Source organism: Rhizomicrobium electricum (assembly GCF_011762045.1).
Lineage (GTDB): Bacteria > Pseudomonadota > Alphaproteobacteria > Micropepsales > Micropepsaceae > Rhizomicrobium > Rhizomicrobium electricum.
Genome location: NZ_JAASQS010000003.1, coordinates 378,999 through 395,380 on the forward strand (window position 1 = coordinate 378,999; position 16,382 = coordinate 395,380).

Sequence of the window (16,382 nt, forward strand, 5' to 3'; positions counted from 1 at the left end):
CTGCGGAATTCGTTGTACCTCAATACATTCTTGCCATCGCTCTGCGCATCGTGGCATGAGCGTCGACCATGAAAGCGGTGATCCTTGCCGGCGGGATGGGCACGCGTCTCAGCGAAGAGACCAGCGTGCGGCCCAAGCCGATGGTCGAAATCGGCGGCCAGCCGATTCTGTGGCACATCATGATGATCTACGCCGCGCACGGCATTTCGGATTTCGTCGTGTGCCTCGGCTACAAGGGCTATTTCATCAAGGAATACTTCGCTAATTTCGTATTGCACCGTTCCGACGTGTGCTTCGATTTTTCCCGCAACGGCATGGAATTTCTCGGCGGACCGGTGCCGCCGTGGAAAGTGACATTGGTCGACACCGGCACGGAAACCATGACCGGCGGCCGTCTCAAACGCGTTCGCCACGTCCTCGATCCGGACGAGCCTTTCTGCCTGACATACGGCGACGGTGTTTCCGACGTTGACATTACCAAACTTGTCACGTTCCACCGCGCGCATGGCCTGCAAGCGACGGTCACGACCGTCGTGCCACCTTCGCGCTACGGCGTGACGGTTCTCGACGGCGATCGTGTCGTCCGTTTTACCGAAAAACCGCACGGGGACGACGGCCGCATCAACGGCGGCTTCTTCGTGTTGAGCCCCAAGGTGATCGACCGCATCGAAAGCGACGCCACTACCTGGGAGTCCGGGCCGCTGGAAAGTCTGGCGCGCGACCGCCAGCTCGCCGCGTTCGCGCACGACGGCTTTTGGCAGCCGATGGATACGCTGCGGGACAAGCTTTATCTCGAAAAACTCTGGCAGGAAGGACGCGCGCCGTGGAAGGTCTGGTGACGCGCGAGTTCTGGCGCGGCCGGCGCGTACTCGTCACCGGCCACACCGGCTTCAAGGGTGCGTGGTTGAGCCTTTGGCTCGAAACACTGGGCGCCGAGGTCACCGGCTTGGCGTTGTCGCCGGGCACGACGCCCAACTTGTTCACGCTCGCCCGGCCGCAGATTCACGCCCTCACCGGCGATATCCGTGACGAAGACGCGGTTTCGCGCGCGGTGGCCGCAAGCGACCCCGAGATCGTGTTCCATCTTGCCGCGCAATCGCTGGTGCGCCGTTCCTATCGCGATCCGCTCGAGACCATCTCCGTCAATGTCACCGGCACGGCCGTCGTACTGAATGCCTTGCGCACCGCAAAGACTCTTCGCGCCGTGGTCGTCGCCACCACCGATAAGGTCTACCGCAATCTCGACGACGGCCGCCCGTTCCGCGAAGACGATCCGCTCGGCGGCCACGATCCCTATTCGGCGTCCAAGGCAGCGGCCGAACTCGTCACCGCCGCAATGGCCGACAGTTTCCTCGAGGCTCCCGTTGCGACCGCGCGCGCCGGCAATGTGATCGGCGGCGGCGATTGGTCGGAAGACCGCATCATTCCCGATATCTGGCGCGCCGCGAAATCCGGCGTGCCGCTCACACTGCGCCACCCCGATGCCACGCGGCCCTGGCAGCATGTGCTCGATCCGCTGTCCGGCTATCTTCTGTATGCGGAACGGCTGGCTGCGGGTGCGAACGTTCCGCGCGCGCTCAACTTCGGTCCGCCGCCCAATGAGACGCTCACGGTCGGCGAAGTGGCCGACACGATGCTGGCGAACCTCGGCACGGAACAGCGTTGGCAGCGGGCCGACGATCCCGGTCCGCGGGAAATGAAGATGCTGGCGCTCGATCCGTCCCGCGCCATCGCCACGCTGGATTGGCGTCCGCAGCTCGATGCCCGCGCCGCGCTCGCCTGGACCGCCGACTGGTACCGCCGTTTCGACCAGGGCGCCGACGCGCGCGCGCTGTGTCTTGATGAGATCGCCCGTTTTTCCGACCGGATCGTTGCATGATTTTCGAGGCAACACCGCTGCACGGCGTCTACGTCGTAGAGCCGGTAAAACGCGAAGACCATCGCGGCTTCTTCGCGCGCCTGTTCTGCGACGAGGCATTTGCGGAACGCGGCCTCGAAACCCGCTTCGTACAGGCGAACACCTCGCTGAGCCGCAGCCGCGGAACCCTGCGCGGGCTGCACTACCAATACGGCGAGGCGGCGGAAGTGAAGCTGGTGCGCTGCGCCGTCGGCGCGCTCTACGACGTCGCGCTCGATCTGCGCCCGGATTCCCCCAGTTTCGGCCGCTCGTTCGGCGTCGAACTCCAAGGCTGCCGCATGCTCTACGTGCCGCGCGGCTGCGCTCACGGCTTCGTCACGTTGGCGCCGAACACCGAGGTGCATTATATGGTGTCGACGCCGCACGCGCGTTCGCACGAGCGCACCGTGCGCTACGACGATCCGCGCTTTGCGGTGTCCTGGCCGCTCGCGCCGGCGGTGATTTCCGAAAAGGATTCGCGCGCGCCCGATTTCGACCCTGCGCATCACCTGATCGAAACCTTGCGAGGCCTGCTGTGACCGCGGCTGTCCTCGGTGCCCACGGATTGCTCGGTTCGGCGATTGCGCGCCGTTTGGACGCGCTCGTGCTGGGCCGCCGCGCACCAGCCGATCGCATCGTCGATCTCGCCAGTCCCAAATTCGACTTGTCCGGCATCGATGCCCTGATCCATGCCGCCGGCGTGATCGACGAGGACTTTTCCGATCCGCTTCGCGCCCTTCGCCATGCCATCGACAGCACCAACACATTGGTCGCCACCGCCCGCGCGGACGGCGTGAAACGGCTCTGCTACATCTCTTCGGCCCATATCTACGGCGTGCTGCGCGGCCAGATCGACGAAACCTCGCCGCCGGATCCCCGCTCCGATTACGCCATTGCCCATTTCGTGACGGAGCAGATCCTGCGCCGTGCGGCGTCGGACGATTTCCGGGTGCTGATCTTCAGGCCCTGCGCCGTGTTCGGATTGCCGCCGGAAAACTTCCGCCGCTGGTCGCTGGTGCCGTTCGACTTTCCGCGGCAAGCGGTGGAAAAAGGCCGGATCGAACTCAAGTCGCACGGATTGCAGCGCCGCAATTTCGTCGGTGCCGGCGATGTCGCCCGCGTGATCGAGGCCTGGCTGGCGCGTGACGTTCCGGCCTTCGAGCGGATCAATCCGATCGGCAAAAGAACCGGCACGATCCTCGCCTTCGCGCGCACCTGTGCCCGCGAGTACGAAGCGCTGACCGGCCGCCCCTGCCCGGTGATCGCACCGTCGGCAGACCATACGGCCCCGGACGATTTCGTCTACACAACGACGCTGGATCAACCCGCCCCTGCCGACGATCTTGGCGCCACGATCCGCGCGCTCCTCGCGTTGCTGCTCGAAGGACGGACGCCATGACGCGGCTCACCATCGGCCTGCCGGTCTACAACGGCGGCAAAACGCTGGCGCGTTCGCTCGATCGTCTGTTGCAGCAGACGCTGACCGACTTCACCCTGATCGTCAACGACAACGCCTCCACCGACGATACCGGCGCCATCGCTGCCGCCTATGCTGCGCGCGATCCGCGCATCAAGGTCTTCCGCAACGACGTCAACGTCTCCTGGTATGAGAATTTCCGCATCACGCTCTCGCGCGCCGAAACGCCCTATTTCATGTGGGCGACGCACGACGATTTGTGGGAGCCGCGTTTTGCCGAGGTCAATCTCGCTGCGCTGGAGCGCCACCCCGAAGCGGTTTGCAGCGTCCCGAAGATCGCCTACTTCACCGGCACGCGCGAGGATATCGCACCCGATACCGGTCCGCTCGTCGGCACGCCGGCCGAACGGTTGACACGCTTTTTCGATACCCTGTACTCCTGCGGCCGGCTCTACGGCCTTTATCGCACCGAGGTATTGCGTCGCGCGTGGCCGGCGGGGCTCGATCTGCCCTCCAACGACTGGCTGGCGGTCGCACTCACACTGGTCGAAGGCGATCATATCGAGGTCGACGAACTGCTGCTGCGCCGTGAGGCCCAGCCGCCCGGTCATTACGCGCGCAATTTTGCCCGGATATTCCGCTTCACGCCGACATGGCGCGACTGGGTGCAGCCGCTGCACCGCTTCAACATCGAACTCAAGCGTCGCCTCGCCCCGCCCCTGTACCGGCAGATCCGGCCCGCCCTCTGGCGGCTCAACGCGGCGCAGAGTGCGGTGATGTTCTTCTCGACCTTCCCGGTCCTGAAACGGCCGCTCAGAGCGGCGCGCCGCATCCTGAAACCCCAATTCGGACGATGAGCGCGGTTGCCGCGGAGAGCCGCGAGATCCGGAAATTCGTCCGCAATGCCGCGTCCAACGTCATCAACGGTTTGTCGGGCGCATTCTTCGGTCTGGTGCTGCCGTTCTTCTTCGTGCGTACCTTGTCGGCGGGCGAATTCGCGCTGTGGATTTTGGTGCTGCAACTCGGCGGCTATGTCGGATACCTGAGTTTCGGTCTGCAGATCGCCATCGGCCGCTATGTCGCCCATGCGCTCGAACGCGGCGACCGGCCGTTTGCCGAAAAGATGCTGGCCGCCGGCCTGCAGATCCTGTCCGTTCTTGCGATAGGCGGGCTGATGGCCATGCTCGTGCTGGCCTGGGCCTTCCCCGCCATTTTCCGCCAGGTTCCTCCCGATCTTGTCGCGACGGCGCGATGGTCGCTCGTCTGGGTCGGCGCCGCTTTGGCCGCGGGTCTGCCGGTACTCGGGATTCTCGGCGTCTTCATCGGCCTGCAGCGCAACGATATTCCCGCCGCAACCGGAACCGTCAGCAAACTGACGATGGGCGTCGTGCTGGTCGCGGTCGCCTACGTTACCAGCGATCTCGTCGCCGTGTGTGCCGCCTATTTCTTCTGCAACATCGCCACATACGTCGTGCAGGGTGCCGTATTCCGCCGCATGTGCCCGGATTGGCGGCTCAGCTTCGCCGCCATCGACCCCGCGGCCCGGCGCGAGCTCGTCACGTACTGCATCAGCCTGTCGGTGTGGTCGCTGGGAACGCTGGTGGTGAACGGACTGCAGACCACCATCGTCGGCATCTACGATTTCGCGGCGGTCGGCGCTTATGGGGCCGCGCTCAATCTGGTGACGTTCGCGGCCGGCGTTGCCTACACCATCCTCAGCCCGCTGGTGCAGGTGTTCGCCAAGCAACACGCCCTCGGCAAGTCGGCCGAGATGATGCGGCTCCTGCACACCGCGTCCACCGCGACCTCGCTGGCGCTTCTGGCCGGCGGCGCGTGGCTGGTGCTGCTGGCCCAACCGATATTCGTCGCTTGGATCAAGCAACCGCTGGCGGCTGTCGCGATTCCGGTGTTCACGCTGCTTGTCATCGCCAACGTCGCGCGCGTGATGGCGATGCCTTACATGAATTTTTTGATAGGAAGCGGACGGCAAGGCCGCGTCGTCCTTACGCCGGTGCTCGAATGCGCAGTGAATCTGACGGTCGGTCTCGTTTTGGCCGCTCACATCGGCGTGATCGGCGTGGCGATCGGAACGCTCGCGGGCGGCGTCGTCGGAAACGCCGCCAACTTTCTCTACAACATGCCGCGCACGCTTCCGCAAAAGGCCGACATTTCCGCACTGGTCGCGAGTTCCCTGGTCCGGCCGCTCGTCTCCTGCGTTCCGCTTATTGCCGCCGTCGCCCTGACAAATTTGCATTTGTTACCCGCTGTCGCCGGATATGCATTGACAGCAACGGCAACTGTTTTGCCTGCATACAGATTCCTGAAACTGCGGCGTGGCACGCGAATCGCGCAATCGTAATGTTGGTCACGGGAAAAGACCTATCCAGCGCTCCTCTTTTTGGGTTATCGGTAGGATGAAGACACGGACATCTCCCTATTTCTCCCGGCACTCCGCGGGACGTCCTTCAACGACATGGGTTCCATGAACGTCTACAGCATCGTGGTGACTTACAATCGCGCCCGGCTTCTGCGCCGCGCTCTGACGGAACTGGCCGAGAACGGCTTCAAGCGCATCATCGTCGTCAATAATGCCTCGACCGACGAGACGGCCGAGGTGTTGCGCGCGTTCGAAAGCCATTTCGAGGAGTACTATGCGTTGACGCTACCGACGAATATCGGCGGCGCCGGCGGTTTTTCCGAAGGGCTCAGGCGGTTCGTCGCCGTGTCGCGCGAAGGCGATTACGCGCTGCTGCATGACGACGATTCGTGGCCCAACTTCGCCTACGGCGAATTGGCCGCGCAACTCGGCCCTTCCGTGCGCCTCGGCGCATTTCCGGTGACCCACACCGACGGAACGCTGGTGTCGATGAACCGGCCGGGCCGCGCCCGTTTCCTCAGAAGCGTGTGGCGCGCCTACGAGTATTTCCAGTCGTCGCACCGCCCGCAGCAGATCGACGATTTCACGTTCTGGCGCGATTTCGAGTACTGCGCCTTCGTCGGTTTCCTGATCCGTCGCGACGTGGTGACGGCGGTGGGCGTACCGAGCCCGGCCTTCTTCATCTACTCGGACGACACGGCCTATACCTATCTCGCCTCGCGCCAATATGGCCCGATCAGGAATCTCTATCGCGGCCGCTGCACCTTCATCCACGACCGCAATCGCGCCAGCGCCCGGAGTCTGCTCAACTCGCCCTTCGTATTCTACGAAGTGCGCAATAAAGTCGTTCTCTTCCGGATGTTCTCGCCCTGGTCGGCGGCATTTGCGCTCTTTTATGTGCTGCGGTCGCTGCTCTTGGCGCCGGCCAAAGCCGGCGTGATCCTGAAGGGGGCGATAGCCGCCTATCGCGAGCCGCTGCAGCGTTTCCTGCCGGTGGACGCGAGCGTTCCTGCCAAGACTTCAGTCGGAGAACTTGTCGAGCCAGGCTAGCGCCGCGCCGATCACCTGGTGCATGTCGTAATACCGGAACTCGCCGAGCCGCCCGCCGAAATGCACCTTGCCGTCCAGCGCGCGGGCACGCGCCCGATAGCGATCCAGTCGCGCCAGCGTCTGCGGAGTGTGAACCGGATAGTACGGAATTTTCCCCGGCGCCCAGTCGTCGGGATACTCGCGCGTGATCAGTGTTCTTTCGCCGCCGGTGGCGAGATCGAAATGCTTGTGCTCGAGAATGCGGGTGAACGGCACGGAGCGCTCGGTGTAGTTGACCACGGCGTTGCCCTGGAAATCCGGCGTATCGAGGATTTCGCGCTCGAACCTGAGCGAACGGTATTCGAGCGGCCCGTCCGTGTAGCCGAAGAAGCTGTCGAGCGATCCGGTGTAGATCACGAAATCGGCGCGCGAGAGCCAGAAATCGCGATCGGCATCGAAATCGATCCCCAGCTCCAGCGGAATGCCATCGAGCAGCTTTTCGAAAATCGCGGTGTAGCCGCCGATCGGAATGCCTTGCCAGCGGTCGTTGAAATAGTTGTCGTCGAACGTGAAGCGGATCGGAATTCGCTTGATGATGTCGGCGGAAAGCTCGCGCGGGTGATGGTTCCACTGCTTGGCGGTATAGCCTTCGATGAACAGCTCGTAGATCCGCCGCCCGACCAGCGACAGACAGTATTCCTCGAGGTTGGCGGGCTCGGAGATGGGTTCGCGCTCCGCCGCCAGCCGTGCCCGCGCCTCGTCCGGAGTCCTGACGCCGAACACCTGATAGAGCGTGAACAGATTGATCGGAAAGCTGTAGAGCGCCTCGCCGTGGCGGACCTTCACGCGGTTGACGTAATGATTGAACGCCGCGAAGCGGTTCACATAATCCCAGATGCGCTGCGAATTGGTGTGGAAGATGTGCGCGCCATAGACGTGCTCGTGGCAGCCCGCTTCATCGGAAAACCGCGTATAGCAGTTGCCGCCGATGTGATTGCGCATTTCGATGACGCGCACGTCATGACCGCGCGCGGTCAATTCATGAGCACAGACGGCGCCGTAGAGGCCCGCACCGACGACGAGAATCTTGGACATTCCGACACAAGCGTAAAGCGCATGTGCAGTTCCATCCTGTGCAAAATTTCAGCCGCCGGTCAGCCGCTCTTACGTTCGCCGTAACGTGCGATGAAGGTGCGGGCAAAGTCGGCAATCCGCTTTTCCGCCACCGCCGTCCGCAACGCCGCCATCAGGTCCTGGTAGAAGGTGAGATTGTGCCAGGTCAGCAGCATCGAAGCGATGATCTCGTTCGTCTTCACCGCATGATGGAGATAGGCGCGGGAGAACTGGCGGCAGGCCGGGCAGCGGCATTCGGTGTCGATCGGTCCCGTATCCTCGGCATGGCAGGCATTACGCAGATTGAGCGTGCCGTCCCAGGTGAAGGCCTGAGCGTTGCGCCCGGAGCGGGTCGGCAGCACGCAATCGAACATGTCGATGCCGCGCACCACACCGCCGACGATATCGTCCGGCTTGCCCACGCCCATCAGATAGCGCGGCCGGTCGGTGGGCAGATGCGGCACTGTGAAGTCGAGGGTCTCGAACATCATCGCCTGCGGCTCCCCAACGGCAAGCCCGCCGACCGCATAGCCGTGGAAACCGATCTCCTTCAGCGCCTCGGCCGAGCGCTTGCGCAAGTGCTCGAACGTGCCGCCCTGAACGATGCCGAAATTGCCTTTGCCCGGCTGCTCGCCGAACGCGATGCGCGAGCGCTTCGCCCAGCGCATGGAAAGCGCCAGCGATTTCTCGATCACCTCTTCCGAGCCGCCGAACGCCGGACATTCGTCCAGCACCATCTGGATGTCGGAGCCCAAGAGCCGCTGAATTTCCATGGCGCGTTCGGGCGAGAGGAATTCCTTGGCGCCGTCGATGTGCGACTGGAAGGCGACGCCCTCCTCGGTGATCTTGCGCAGCTTCGACAGGCTCATCACCTGGAAGCCGCCGGAGTCGGTCAGGATCGGCCGTTCCCAGCCGCAGAATTTGTGCAGGCCGCCCAGCCGCGCCACGCGTTCGGCGCCGGGACGCAGCATCAGGTGATAGGTGTTGCCGAGAATGATATCGGCCCCGGTCTCGCGCACGCTTTGCGGCAGCATCGCCTTGACCGAACCGACCGTGCCCACCGGCATGAAAGCGGGCGTGCGGATATCGCCGCGGCCGGTGTGGAGGATACCGGTGCGCGCGGCGCCGTCGGTGGCATGGAGTTCGAGGGCGAAGGCTGGGGTCTGGTCGCTCATGGCCGGCGAAATAGCAGACAAGCGTCGCCGTAGCTATAGAAACGATAGCGCTCCCGGATCGCCTCGGCATAGGCGCGCTGCATCGTATCCAGCCCCGAAAACGCCGACACCAGCATGAAGAGAGTCGAGCGCGGCAGGTGGAAATTCGTCAGCAGCACGTCCGCGGTCCGGAATTGATAGCCCGGCGTGATGAAGATGTCGGTCTCGCGCGCCATCGGATGGATCGTGCGGTCCGGCGTCGCCGCACTTTCGAGTGTGCGAAGGCTCGTCGTGCCCACCGCCACGATGCGCCCGCCGTCCGCGCGGACGGCGTTCAACCGGGCGGCGGCATCGGCCTCCAGCACGGCGTATTCGGAGTGCATCTTGTGCTTGGAAGTGTCGGTGGCGCTGACCGGCAGGAATGTGCCTGGGCCGACATGCAGGGTGACATGTTCGCGGGTCACGCCCGCGTCCGTCAGCCGCGTGAACAACTCCGGCGTGAAGTGCAGGCCCGCGGTCGGCGCCGCGACCGAGCCCTCTTCGCGGGCATAAATGGTCTGGTAATCGGCGATATCGCGGGTATCGGCCTTGCGCTTGCCCGCGATATAGGGCGGCAGCGGCGTCTCGCCCTCGGCCGCGATCGCCGCATCGAGCCGAGCGCCGGTGAGTTCGAAGCCGATCTCGACCTCGCCCGCTTCACCGCGCGCCACCACGTGGGCCGCGATGGAGGTGCCCAGCTTCAGCGTGTCGCCCGGATGCAGCTTCTTGGCCGGCCGCGCGAAGGCCCAAAACCGGTCGGGGGCAGAGCGCCGGTGCAACAGAAGCTCGATCTTCGCGCCCGGAGAGCCCGCGCGTTCGCGTATCCCGCGAAGCCGCGCCTGGATCACCTTGGTGTCGTTGACCACCAGCACGTCGCGGGCGCGCAAAAAGGCCGGCAGGTCGCATACACGGGCATGCTCCAGCCGGCCATCTTCGTGCACGACCAGGAGCCGCGCACTGTCGCGCGGCTCGGCCGGTCTGAGGGCGATAAGGTCTTCCGGCAGGTCGAAATCGAAAAGCGAAACGTCCATGCCGGCTCTTTACATCAAGCCGACCGCTACTGCACCAGCGACTTGGTGCCCTCGAAATCGAACAGGAAGCGCACTTCCCTCAGGCCCGAACTCAGCATCGCACGCCTGAGGCGCGGCTTGTCGTTGGTCTGGAACAGGAAAAAGCCGCCGCCGCCCGCGCCCAAAAGCTTGCCGCCGGTGGCGCCGTTCTGCATCGCGAGTTCGTACCATTCGTCGAATTTCGGATTGGAAATGAACCGCGACCGGTTGCGCTTGCGCTGCCAATGCTGGTCCATCAGCTGGCCGAACTCGTTGAGATAGCCGCGCTCCAGCGCCTCCAGGCTCCGGAGCCCGAGTTCCTTGACGAAGTGCAGGTGGTTCACCATTTCGTCGTCGGAGGCCATCACGCGGCGGTTCAACTCCTCCTCGATCTCGCGCGCCGGCGAATCGATGCCGGTGTAGAACAGCGCCAGGCTGTCCTCGAGATTGGCGCGCATCTCGTCGGTCATGGTGACGGGCCAGTTCTCGACGTGATTGTCCTTGCAGAACCGGAAGGCGCGGACGCCGCCCAGCGCCGAGATGTACTGGTCCTGCTTGCCGAGCGGTTCCTGCAGCTTTTCGAGCTGGATCTGGCTCGCCATCTGGGCGATCTCGGAGGTGCGGGCGCTGCGCTTGGTGTAGATGTGCAAGGCCCTGAGCAGCGCTGTCGTAAACGCCGAAGACGCTCCCAGCTCGGCGCGGGTCGGGATGTCGACCATCACGTTGATCTCGAGGCCGCGCCAGTCGATGTCCATCATCTTGAGGACTTCGCGCACGACCGGATGCTGCACGTCTTCGAGCTTCGAAACCCGCTCCAGCTTGGAGTAGCGGATCACCAGGTCGTTGTGAAAGCCCTGATGCAGCATGACGTAGACGTACTTGTTGATCGCCGCCGAGATCAGAAAACCTTCGTATTCGTTGTAGTAGGAGGGATGGTCCGTGCCGCCGCCGCCGAGGGTAATGCGCAGGGGACTCCGCACAATGATCATTTCGAATCTCCGGAAAATTCCTCGCGGACGAGAGCCGCGCCCGCGCGGAAAGTAAAGGACAGACGCGGGCAAAAGTCCATGCAATCGCAAGGGATTATCCCCGAATGTCAGCGCTGTCGGCGCGGCATGACGGCGCGATAGCGCTCCCATTGCGCCCTCTCGGGCTGACGCCGCGGCGGCACGCCCGATTTATGTCTCTTGCCGGACCGGAAACCGCCGTCGTGAATGACACCACTCAGTTACTTTTGTGTGCGGTACTTACTTATTGGCGGATCGGTGCGCGGCTCTTTAGAACGCCTCCGGACACTTGGGATAAAACGCGTGACAAGTTTCCAACCGACAGACACCGACACTTGCCTGCAGACCGGCCTCAAAGGCCTTGCTGCCGTTGCCCGTCATCTCGAGCTCGACTGGAGCCTGCCGCGGCTGATGCATCTCTACGCCCGCGACGCGGAGCCGGATGCGGAAGGCCTCTCGCGCATCGCCCGCAGCGAAGGCCTCAAGGCCGCCGTTCACAAGCTCGACTTCGCGCGGCTGCAACGCTTCGCCAAGCTGGCGCCGTTCATGGCGCGGCTTTCCAACGGCGCCTATGTCGTGGTGCTGCAGACCGCCGTGCCCTCGCCGGAAGGCGGCGAGCCGATGGTCGTGGTGTTCAATCCGCGCGCGCCGGAAGCCAATCTCTTCCCGATCACCAAGGCCGAGTTCACCCAGCACTGGACCGGCGAAATCGTGCTCATCAAGCGGCCTTACAAGCTTTCCGACACCACGCGGCGCTTCGGGCTCGGCTGGTTCGTGCCCGAATTCTGGCGCCAGCGCGACCTGCTCCGCAACGTCGTGATCGCGGCCCTCGCCATGCACGTCGTGGCACTGGCGGTGCCGATCTTCTTCCAGATCGTGATCGACCGCGTGCTGGTCTATCTCAGCGTCTCGACGCTGGTGGTGATCGGCATCGGCGTCGTGGTGGCGATCACGTTCGATGCCATTCTCAACTGGCTGCGCGGCTATTTCATCCTCAATACCGCCTCCCGCATCGACATGCGCGTGGCCCGCACCACCTTCGAACACCTGATGGCCCTGCCGATCACCTTCTTCGAGCAGCAGCTCGCAGGCGTCGTCACCAAGCACATGCAGCAGGGTTCGCAGATCCGCGAGTTCCTCACCGGGCGGCTGCTCACCACCCTGCTCGATCTGCCGGCGCTGATCGTCTTCCTGCCGCTGATGGCGTGGTATTCCGGCTGGCTGACCGGCGTCGTGCTCCTGGTCACCGTCCTCTTGGCCGTCGTCATCGCCGCCATGATCGGCCCCTATCGCCGCCGCTTGAAGCGGCTCTATCAGGCCGAAGCGCAACGCCAGTCGCTGCTGGTGGAAAGCGTTCACGGCATGCGCACGGTGAAGTCGCTCAATCTCGAGCCGCGCCGCCAGGAGGCCTGGGAAAACGCCGCCGCCGAGGCCGTGCGGACGTATGTCCAAGTCGGCAAGATTTCGCTCGCCGCCAACGCCCTGTCGCAATTCATCGAAAAGGCGCTGTCGATCGTGATCGTGACGGTCGGCGCGTTTCTGGTGTTCGGCCATCACCTCACGGTCGGCGAGTTGGTGGCGTTCAACATGCTGTCGGGGCGCGTCATCAGTCCGGTGCTGCAGCTCATCGGCCTCTTGAACAACTATCAGGAAGTGCTGATGAGCGTCGAAATGCTGGGCGAGATCATGAACCGTCCAACCGAATCCACCCGCCGCGGTCTCACCCCCGCGCTGCGCGGCGACATCGAGATCGACCGCGTCACCTTCCGCTATCCCAACACCGACCGCCCGGCGCTGAAGGATTTCTCCGCCCGCATTCCGGCCGGCGCGATGATCGGCATCGTCGGACGGTCCGGCTCGGGCAAGACGACGCTGTCGGCGCTGTTGCAGGGCCTTTACTACGCCGGCGAAGGTGCCATCCGCATCGACGGCCACGACATCCGGGACATCGACCTCGCCTATCTGCGCGGTGCATCGGGCGTCGTGCCGCAGGAGCCGTTCCTGTTCCGCGGTTCCATCAAGGACAACATCCGCATGGGCCAGCCGACCGCCGGCTTCGAGGACATCGTCGCTGCCGCGCGCCAGGCCGGTGCCGACGAATTTATCCAGCTCCTGCCGCAGCGTTACGACACCGTGCTGGAAGAAGGCGCCGTCAATCTCTCCGGCGGCCAGAAGCAGCGGCTGTCGATCGCCCGCGCTCTCTTGCGCCGTCCCCGCATCATCATCTTCGACGAAGCCACCTCCGCACTCGATCCCGATTCCGAAGCCGTGGTGGTGAAGAACCTCGCCGAGATTGCGCGCGGCCGCACCACCATCGTGATCTCGCATCGTCTCCAAACCATCCGTGCCGCCGATGCGATCATGGTGCTCGAAGGCGGCTCGCTCGCCGACATGGGCCGGCACGACGAGTTGATCGGCCGTAACCCCATCTATCGCCAACTGTGGTCGCAGCAGATGCAGAGGGCCGCATGAGCTTCATGGAGAAGGCGCGGGACAAGGCCCGCGAAGCCCGCTACACCGCCGAAGAACAATTCCTCCGCCGGTGGAAGACGTTCGACGGCTGGATCGACCGCCGCTTTACCGACGAGACGGTGCGGGGCGACGCCGGCATGGCGCAGGAATTCAAGTCCGACGCCACTGCCATCGAGGAAGCGCCGGTGCCGGTTTCGGTGCACGCCGCGCTCTATGCCGTGGTGACGCTGCTGGTGCTGGGCGTGCTGTGGTCGATCATCGGCTCGGTCGACCGTATCGTTGTCGCGCCCGGCAAGATTGCCACCCGCACGCCGCTCGTGGTCATGCAGCCCTTCACCACCTCGCGCATTGCCGACATCGCTGTGCTGCCGGGCGATCATGTGAAGAAGGGGCAGATGCTGGTGGCATTCGATCCGGCGTTTGCCGATGCCGACGTTGCGTCGCTCGAACACAAAGTGCGGGCGCTGTCGGCGCGGGTGGAGCGGATCACGGCCCAACTTGACGGGACGGCCTTCGCCGCCACCGCCGCCGACAATCGCGAGCGTCAGACCGAAGCGCAGATATTCACCCAGGAGGCCGCGAATTACGACGCCGAAATGGCCCAGCGCGACAGCCGTGTTGCCGCCGTCAATTCCGAACTGCATGCCAACACCGTGGCGGTCGACGGGCTCAAGCAGCAACTCGACATGTCGAACAAGGTGGTCAGCATCTATCAGCACCTGTTGGAAGAAAAGGCCGGCGCGCCGCTCGACGTGATGAAGGCGCAGTCGAGTACCGTCGACGTCAACATGAAGCTCGCCTCCACCACCGGCGAGGTGAGGAAGCTCGCCCAGCAACGTCTCGAAATCCAGTCCGAACGGCAGGCCTTTGTCGACAAGTGGCGCAGCGACCACAATCACGAACTGGTGCAGGCCCGTCAGGACCTCGCCGAGGCATCAGAAACGCTGACCAAGGCCCATCGCATGCGCGAGTTCACCCGGATCACCGCGCCGGTCAGCGGCACCGTGCTCGAAATCGCCGACCGTTCGGTGGGATCGGTGCTGAAGGAAGCCGAAACACTGGTGACGCTGGTGCCGGACGGTGCCGCACTTTATGTCGAGGCCAATGTGCCGTCGCGCGACGTCAGTTATCTCAAACCGGGGGCGGACGTGCGCGTGAAGCTGGAATCCTATCCGTTCCAGAAGTACGGCACGCTCAACGGCAAGCTCGACGTCATCAGTGCCGACTCCATTCCGCTCAAGGAAGGCGAACAGAGTCAGCTTGTTTATCGCGCCCGCGTGCGGCTGACCGATCCGCCCGCCGAACTGGCCAAACGCGGCCTGCATTTGCGGCCGGGTCTGGTCGCCTCCGCGGAGATCAAGACCGGCAAACGGTCGATCGCCTCGTATGTGCTGAACCCGATCCTGCGCACCGCCGACGAAGGCATGCGCGAGCCCTGACCCGATATGCAGTTACCCTTCCAGGAGGGAGAGAAAGGGCTGAAGCGACGCCAAAAACAACAACCGCGCACTTCAGCCCTTTTTGCGCCGCAGGATCCAGCCGAGCAGGATCAGCCCGCCGGCGAGATAGAAGATCCCGTTCGGCTCCGGCACGTTGGTCACGTTCGTTTGCGCTGCATCGCCGCCCGTAGCCGGTCCGCTTTCGCCGCCCGGAAGCAGCCCGCTTTCGCCAAGCACGCTCACCACCGCCCGCCCGCTCGTCACCGTTCCAAGACCGGTCTTCACCTTGGTCGAATTTCCGGTCAGCACGTTGCCGGCGATGATCGCATCGTGACCGGACTGGTTCCAGATGAACTCGTTGGTGTTGGTATCGTTCTGGAATCGGTTGTTGGTGATCAGGATCGCACCGGCGGGATTGGACTTCGACTCCTCCGCGATGGCGATCGCCGCGGTATGGTTCGACGATTTCGGTCCCTTCTCCAGGGTATTGCCGGCAATGGTCACCGCGCCGCCGTCGGGAACGTCGATCAGATAGGAGGCCGTGCCGGTCTGCCCGTCCTTGATGGTGTTGCCGATGACGTAGGTGGCGTTGGCGCGCGATTTGATCGAATGGCCGGACTGGGTATCGGTGAAGGTCGAGTTCTGCACGTTCAACACGCCGACGTGTCCGGCGTAGATGGCGTGGCCGCAGCCCTTCGACGACACGCAAGTGCCGTTATGGTCGAACACGCTGCCCGTCACGTTGACGGTCGAGAACACGTTGTAGTCCGAGAGAATGCCGTTCTGATTGTTCCTGAAGCCGCAATTGACGACGTTCAGGTTCTGGCCCTGGAACCGGATGCCGGCGCCGTTGCCGTCGGAAGCGGTCGCACCCGAGAACGAGATGTTCTTGACCGTGATGCCCTTGCCGCCGAAGACGAACAGCCCCTTGGAGGAGCACACGGCACCCGACACGTTGACGCCTCCGCCGACGCCCTGGATGGTGAAATTGTTGTACTGGCCGAAATTGGCGCAGCCGTAATTGCCCGGCATGACATTGATGGTATCGCCCGAACGCACGACCGACGCCGCGGCGGCGATGGTGGTGTACTGCTGGCCGGCCCCGACGGTGAGGATCTTGGCTGCGGCAGGCGTGACCGGGATGACGCTGAACATGAAGCTCACCGGTACGAAAACGCTCGCGGCCTTGAGCAAAACGCGCAATTTCGGCATGGCTCGATCCTGTTCCTGCGCAGTCTTCGCGACTGTCGCGGGGACATTTTTGGGATCGGTGACGACGGCAGCGCCATCCGCACTTTCGCCGATGCGACGAGAAGGTACCGGAGTAGTCCGCAGTCGCACGCCCGCCCGTTGATCCTCGTCAACGCCGCGGCGTTTTTGGCCGCCGCG

At 63.9% G+C, this 16,382-nt stretch carries 14 protein-coding genes; 9 read left to right on the top strand and 5 right to left on the bottom strand.

The window, feature by feature from the left end:
• Window positions 1-68 precede the first annotated feature (68 nt).
• From rfbF to FHS84_RS07370, 7 genes are all read left to right on the top strand, one after another.
• A complete protein-coding gene (gene rfbF, locus FHS84_RS07340) occupies window positions 69-839 on the top strand; it encodes a glucose-1-phosphate cytidylyltransferase (protein ID WP_166932443.1) in 771 nt (256 codons plus the stop codon).
• Window positions 824-1,879 (top strand): CDP-glucose 4,6-dehydratase, encoded by a 1,056-nt coding sequence (rfbG, locus tag FHS84_RS07345; RefSeq protein WP_208393747.1) that lies wholly within the window; start codon window positions 824-826, stop codon window positions 1,877-1,879. The genes rfbF and rfbG overlap by 16 nt, the downstream gene beginning before the upstream one ends.
• Window positions 1,876-2,436: a dTDP-4-dehydrorhamnose 3,5-epimerase gene (rfbC, locus tag FHS84_RS07350; protein ID WP_166932445.1), complete on the top strand. Its 561-nt coding sequence runs from the start codon at window positions 1,876-1,878 to the stop codon at window positions 2,434-2,436. Before rfbG ends, rfbC begins: the two co-directional genes overlap by 4 nt.
• A complete protein-coding gene (locus FHS84_RS07355; protein ID WP_166932447.1) occupies window positions 2,433-3,296 on the top strand; it encodes an NAD-dependent epimerase/dehydratase family protein in 864 nt (287 codons plus the stop codon). Before rfbC ends, FHS84_RS07355 begins: the two co-directional genes overlap by 4 nt.
• Entirely contained in the window at window positions 3,293-4,171 is an 879-nt protein-coding gene (locus FHS84_RS07360) for a glycosyltransferase family 2 protein (RefSeq protein ID WP_166932450.1), read from the top strand. The genes FHS84_RS07355 and FHS84_RS07360 overlap by 4 nt, the downstream gene beginning before the upstream one ends.
• Window positions 4,168-5,673, top strand: coding sequence for an oligosaccharide flippase family protein (locus FHS84_RS07365; protein WP_166932453.1), 1,506 nt, complete (start codon window positions 4,168-4,170; stop codon window positions 5,671-5,673). Before FHS84_RS07360 ends, FHS84_RS07365 begins: the two co-directional genes overlap by 4 nt.
• 123 nt (window positions 5,674-5,796) lie before the next feature.
• A complete protein-coding gene (locus FHS84_RS07370) occupies window positions 5,797-6,741 on the top strand; it encodes a glycosyltransferase (protein ID WP_166932455.1) in 945 nt (314 codons plus the stop codon).
• On the opposite strand, the gene glf is transcribed toward FHS84_RS07370, so the two are convergent.
• Genes glf through FHS84_RS07390 form a run of 4 tightly spaced genes read right to left on the bottom strand, consistent with a single transcriptional unit; the run spans window position 6,712 to window position 11,064 of the window.
• Window positions 6,712-7,815, bottom strand: a complete 1,104-nt coding sequence (glf, locus tag FHS84_RS07375; RefSeq protein ID WP_166932457.1) for a UDP-galactopyranose mutase — start codon at window positions 7,813-7,815, stop codon at window positions 6,712-6,714. The genes FHS84_RS07370 and glf overlap by 30 nt on opposite strands.
• A 59-nt stretch (window positions 7,816-7,874) precedes the next feature.
• A complete protein-coding gene (gene tgt, locus FHS84_RS07380; RefSeq protein ID WP_166932459.1) occupies window positions 7,875-9,008 on the bottom strand; it encodes a tRNA guanosine(34) transglycosylase Tgt in 1,134 nt (377 codons plus the stop codon).
• Window positions 9,005-10,057 (bottom strand): tRNA preQ1(34) S-adenosylmethionine ribosyltransferase-isomerase QueA, encoded by a 1,053-nt coding sequence (queA, locus tag FHS84_RS07385; protein ID WP_166932461.1) that lies wholly within the window; start codon window positions 10,055-10,057, stop codon window positions 9,005-9,007. The genes tgt and queA overlap by 4 nt, the downstream gene beginning before the upstream one ends.
• Before the next feature lie 26 nt (window positions 10,058-10,083).
• A complete protein-coding gene (locus FHS84_RS07390) occupies window positions 10,084-11,064 on the bottom strand; it encodes a GHMP family kinase ATP-binding protein (RefSeq protein WP_166932464.1) in 981 nt (326 codons plus the stop codon).
• Between the two features lie 321 nt (window positions 11,065-11,385).
• Between FHS84_RS07390 and FHS84_RS07395 the strand changes: the two genes are divergently transcribed.
• Both FHS84_RS07395 and FHS84_RS07400 read left to right on the top strand, forming a co-directional pair.
• The gene (locus FHS84_RS07395) at window positions 11,386-13,554 is read left to right on the top strand and encodes an ABC transporter transmembrane domain-containing protein (protein WP_208393748.1); all 2,169 of its coding nucleotides are present in this window, start codon (window positions 11,386-11,388) and stop codon (window positions 13,552-13,554) included.
• Entirely contained in the window at window positions 13,551-14,993 is a 1,443-nt protein-coding gene (locus tag FHS84_RS07400; RefSeq protein ID WP_166932469.1) for an HlyD family type I secretion periplasmic adaptor subunit, read from the top strand. The genes FHS84_RS07395 and FHS84_RS07400 overlap by 4 nt, the downstream gene beginning before the upstream one ends.
• A 72-nt stretch (window positions 14,994-15,065) precedes the next feature.
• Here FHS84_RS07400 and FHS84_RS07405 read toward each other — a convergent pair whose 3' ends face one another.
• A complete protein-coding gene (locus FHS84_RS07405; RefSeq protein WP_166932471.1) occupies window positions 15,066-16,205 on the bottom strand; it encodes a right-handed parallel beta-helix repeat-containing protein in 1,140 nt (379 codons plus the stop codon).
• Window positions 16,206-16,382 lie beyond the last annotated feature (177 nt).